This is a genomic window from Dokdonella sp. (assembly GCF_036518555.1).
GTDB lineage: Bacteria > Pseudomonadota > Gammaproteobacteria > Xanthomonadales > Rhodanobacteraceae > Dokdonella_A.
In genome coordinates this window covers 1-3,437 of the sequence record NZ_DATDMY010000013.1, presented here as the reverse complement: position 1 = coordinate 3,437, position 3,437 = coordinate 1, and the positions used below count along the sequence as shown (strand labels likewise).

The window sequence follows — 3,437 nt, the reverse complement described above, 5'->3', positions numbered from 1 at the left end:
TGGTCTGCTCCACGAGAGACAATCCCGACAGTTCCCTGATCCAGACGATCACGAGCGGGTGCGACTGGCGCAAACGACCGGCGAGCTCGGTGACGCCGAGCGGGCCCTGCTCGTCGAGGGCGATGAGTGTCGACAGCGTGCGCGGCGGCGCGCTCACGCCGACCGTCGGATACCAGTCCGCCGCGGCCTGCACGAGTTCGTCCGCGAGGCGCCGCAGCAGGTGCGCGAGGAAGGCCGGGCCCTGCCCATGGATGAAGTCGTTCATGCTCGTCGTCGCCGCCTGCTATGGGCCTTGCGGCATATTGACCGCGCCACGGCACACGCGTCAACATTTACGTAAATGTTGACATACATGGAATTGCCATGAACGAACGCATCCGCCCGAACCCCACGCTTCGCCTCCTCGCCACGTTGCTCGGCTCGATCGCTTGCGCCGCCACGGCCGCCGCGACGAACGGCGAACCCCTGCCCTGCGAGGTGGGTGCTTACGCGATGGCCGACGGCACGTCGCTCGACATCGCGCCCGGCGACCCCGCCGGCAGCCTGCGCTGGCGGCGCACCGACGGCACGACCGGCGCGCTGAAGCCGCAAGGCCACGAGCGCTGGACGAGCACCTACGGCTGGACCGGTCGCCCCGATGGCCATCGCGTCGTCATCCGCGGTTGCGGTCGAGGCGGGCTGCGCTTCGACGCGACCAAGGGCACGCGCATTCCGCTCGTGCAGACCGACACGCGTTTCGAAGGCAGCGGCGTCGAACTCGCCGGCCGCCTCACGCTGTCGCCCGGCGACGCGCGCGTACCGCTGGTCGTGCTCGTGCACGGCGCCGAGCATTCGTCGGCGCTGCACGACTACACCCTGCAGCGCGAATTCGCGAGCCACGGCATCGGCGTGTTCGCCTACGACAAGCGCGGCACCGGCGCATCGGGCGGGCGCTACACGCAGGACTACCTCACGCTCGCGGTCGACGCGATCCACGCGATGCACGAGGCGCGGCGCCTCGCCGGCGCGCGCGCGGGACGCGTCGGCTACCAGGGCGGCAGCCAGGGCGGCTGGGTCGTGCCGCTCGCCGCGCGCATCGAACGGGTCGACTTCGCGGTCGTCAGTTTCGGCCTCGCCGTCTCGCCGCTCGAGGAAGACCGCGAAGCGGTCGCGTTCGACCTGCAGCGCGCGGGCTTCGATGCCGACGCGCAGGCGAAGGCGATGACGATTTCCGACGCAGCGATCGGGATCGTCGAGAGCGACTTCACCGAAGGCTACGATCGCCTCGACGCGGTGAAAAAGCAGTACGCGAACGAAGCGTGGTTCAAGTCCGTGCGCGGCAACATCGCCGGCTACCTGCTCGCCGCGACGCCCGAGGTCGCGCGCCGCGACCTGCGCGCACTCGTCGCCGGCATTCCCGTGCGCTACGACCCGATGCCCGTGCTGCACAACCTCGACGTGCCGCAACTGTGGGTGCTCGGCGGCCAGGATCGCGACGCGCCCCCGTTCGAAACGCGCCGCCGCCTCGCCGCGCTGCAGGCCGAAGGCCGGCCGATCACCACCGCGCTGTTCCCGAACGCCGACCACGGCATCGTCGAGTTCGAGACAAAGCCCGACGGCGAACGCGTGTCGACGCGCCGCTCGGCCGGCTATTTCGATCTCATGGCCGATTTCATCAAGGGCAAGGCGCTCGCGGCCGCCTACGGCGACGCGGAACTCGCGCCACCGCCGCACTGACCTAGCGCGGCGCTGGCCCCGCACATCGCGCTACTCCGTGTCCTCTTGCAACGCGCCACACCGGTGGCGCAGCGACGACGAGGGGCCGATGGCTGCGATACGGACGACGACTACTTTCGCGCGCGGCGGCATCCGCGCGACCACGCGCTGCGTGCTTGCCCTGCTGCTCGCCGCGAGCGGCGCCGCGATCGCCGGCGACGGCGACCCGGATCCGACCTTCTCCGGCGACGGCAAGGCGCTGTTCGCGTGGCCGACGACATATTCCGGCATGGATGTGCTGCAGGTCTCGACCCGCGCCGTCGCCGTGCTCGGCGACGGCAGCGTGGTCACGGTCGGCGCATTCGACACCGCGGGCGGCAGCGACGGCTTCGATGCATGCGGCGTCGCGAAATTTGCGCCCTCCGGCGCGCTCGACGTCGCATTCGGCCTCGGCGGCTGGCAGCTCGTCCATCTCGACGCACAGCCGTTCAACGACGATTGCGTCGGCATCCTGCCCGTCCCCGGCAACGGCATGTTCGTCATCGCCGCGAAGGAAAGCATGGCGCGCCCCTTCGAAGTACTCGGCGTCGTCAAGCTGCGCCCGGATGGATCGCTCGACACGAGCTTCGGGAGCGCGGGCAAGGTGCTCATCTCGAGCCAGCCGTTGGGCGCCAATGCCGGCGTGCGGTTCAACGGCGCGGTGCGGGCGCCCGACGGCAAGCTCGTCGTCTACGGTTACTGCACGGATTGCGGGCACGGCAGCTTCGAGGACTTCATGGCCGTGCGCATCAACGCGAATGGCAGCGTCGATACCGGCTTCGGCAACGCAGGCTGGGTCAGCTTCGGCCGCACCGATGCGACCGATCACTACCTGCCGGAAGTCGCGACCGCGCTCGCGATCGACACGCAGGGCCGCATCGTCATCGGCGGCCATCGCGAGGACTACGACGACCAGGACGACCGCGGCATCCCGATGCTCGTGCGCCTGCTGCCGAACGGTGAGCTCGACACGGGGTTCAACGGCGCCGGATTCCGCGATGTCGACCTGCTCGGTAGCTATAACGTGCCCGCGATCGCGATCGACCCTCACAACGACGGCATCCTCGTCGCCGCGAACATCAATCCGACGAGTGGCGTGACACCGGGCACGCTCGTCTTCCGCGTGCGCCGCGACGGCAGCCTGGACGCGAACTTCGGCGACAGCGGCCTCGTCGTGTTGCAGTACGAGGACGGCACCGCCATCACCGCGCTCGCGGTGCGCCAGGACCGGCGCATCGTCGCCAGTGGCTGGATCGACCCGACCGGCGCCGACACGCGCAATTTCTTCGCCGCGCGCATGCACTTCACCGGCGCGCTCGACGATACGTTCGACGGCAACGGCATCAATCGCTACACGTTCAGCGCAGGCAGCGCCGATGTGCAGGTCGCGACCGCGATGACGCTCTCCGGCGAGCGCCCGCTCATCGCCGGCCTGCTCACGCCCCCGGGCCCCCTCCCCGATGCGTACACGCTCGGCGTGCTGCGCCTGCAGTCCGATGCGATCTTCCGCGACGGGCTCGATCCCTGACTCGGTTGTCGGCGAGCAAGGCAGAGCGAAAGATTGAAACACGAAGGACACGAAGGACACGAAGGAAAAGCGATTCAAAGATTGAATCATGGAGCACACAGAGCACACGGAGGAAAAGCTTTTCTTTCGAAATGCTCTCTCGCCTTGCTCTCTCCGTGTGCTCCGTGTGCTCCGT

General features: G+C 68.9%; 3 protein-coding genes. 2 read left to right on the top strand and 1 reads right to left on the bottom strand.

Going from position 1 to position 3,437, the window contains the following annotated elements; genetic code table 11:
• A partial coding sequence (locus VI238_RS00800) for a hypothetical protein (protein WP_331647431.1) occupies positions 1-265 on the bottom strand: 265 nt, incomplete at its 3' end.
• A 98-nt stretch (positions 266-363) separates the two neighbouring features.
• On the opposite strand from VI238_RS00800, the gene VI238_RS00795 reads away from it, so the two are divergent.
• The gene (locus tag VI238_RS00795) at positions 364-1,716 is read left to right on the top strand and encodes an alpha/beta hydrolase family protein (protein WP_331647430.1); all 1,353 of its coding nucleotides are present in this window, start codon (positions 364-366) and stop codon (positions 1,714-1,716) included.
• 88 nt (positions 1,717-1,804) lie between these two features.
• Positions 1,805-3,262: a hypothetical protein gene (locus VI238_RS00790; protein WP_331647429.1), complete on the top strand. Its 1,458-nt coding sequence runs from the start codon at positions 1,805-1,807 to the stop codon at positions 3,260-3,262.
• Positions 3,263-3,437 lie beyond the last annotated feature (175 nt).